This is a genomic window from Parendozoicomonas callyspongiae, assembly GCF_023502345.1.
In the GTDB taxonomy this organism is placed as follows: domain Bacteria; phylum Pseudomonadota; class Gammaproteobacteria; order Pseudomonadales; family Endozoicomonadaceae; genus Sansalvadorimonas; species Sansalvadorimonas callyspongiae.
Window position 1 is genome coordinate 1 of sequence record NZ_JAMFLX010000102.1, and the last position, 948, is coordinate 948.

Annotated in this window: 1 protein-coding gene; it reads left to right on the forward strand. The window is 45.4% G+C overall.

Annotated elements, in window-relative coordinates; translation table 11 throughout:
- The coding region (locus M3P05_RS20455; protein ID WP_249701986.1) for an ISAs1 family transposase at positions 1-911 on the forward strand (911 nt) is incomplete at its 5' end.
- Positions 912-948 lie beyond the last annotated feature (37 nt).

Sequence of the window (948 nt, forward strand, 5' to 3'; positions counted from 1 at the left end):
ACCCCAAACAGTTTGAAAAGTGTTTTTCGGATTGGATGAAGGCTTGTCATACAGCCACAGATGGTGCTGTTGTTGTTGCCATTGATGGCAAGACCCTTAGGCGTTCCTACGATACAGCTCAGAGCCGAGATCCTATTCACATGGTCAGTGCCTTTTGCACTGAAAATAGTGTTGTACTGGGCCAGGTAAAAACGGACGAAAAAAGCAATGAAATAACAGCGATTCCAGACCTTTTGGGCCTGTTGGAAATAAAAGGATGTCTTGTAACTATTGATGCTATGGGCTGTCAGCGTGCCATTGCAGAGAAAATAGTTGATGATGAAGCGGACTATCTCTTGGCAGTAAAAGGTAATCAGCCAAAGCTTCATGCTGCGTTCGAGAAACACTTTCCACTTCATAAAATTCTTTCTGGGGCCTTTGAGGAAACCTATGAGACAAAAGATAAGGGCCACGGCAGGAGTGAGCATCGCATTCACGTTGTCAGTGGAACCTTTGATGAATTTGTAAACCTTTCCTTTGACTGGAAGGGATTGCAGAAACTGGGAGCCGTTGTCGCTTTCAGACAGGTTGGTGATACACCTCAGAATATTGAAAATGTCAGTATCAGGTACTACATCAGTTCCGCCGAACTGACAGCGGAAAGTCTGGCCAATAGTGTACGAAGCCATTGGGCTGTCGAGAATAAGTTGCACTATGTTCTTGATGTCGCAATGAATGAGGATCAGTGCCGGATACGTCGTGATAATGGTGCAGAGACTCTTGCACGGTTTAGGCATGTAGCGCTGAACTTGCTCAAGAATGAAAAAACCGCCAAGGGTGGTATCAGAAGAAAAATGAAACGTGCTGCCATGAGTACGGAGTATATGGATCTTGTTTTGGCAGGTGCCCCCCTAGTTGAACATGATGCTTGATGCTACTGATACCAAGGGGTTTCATGATTTAGCCCTG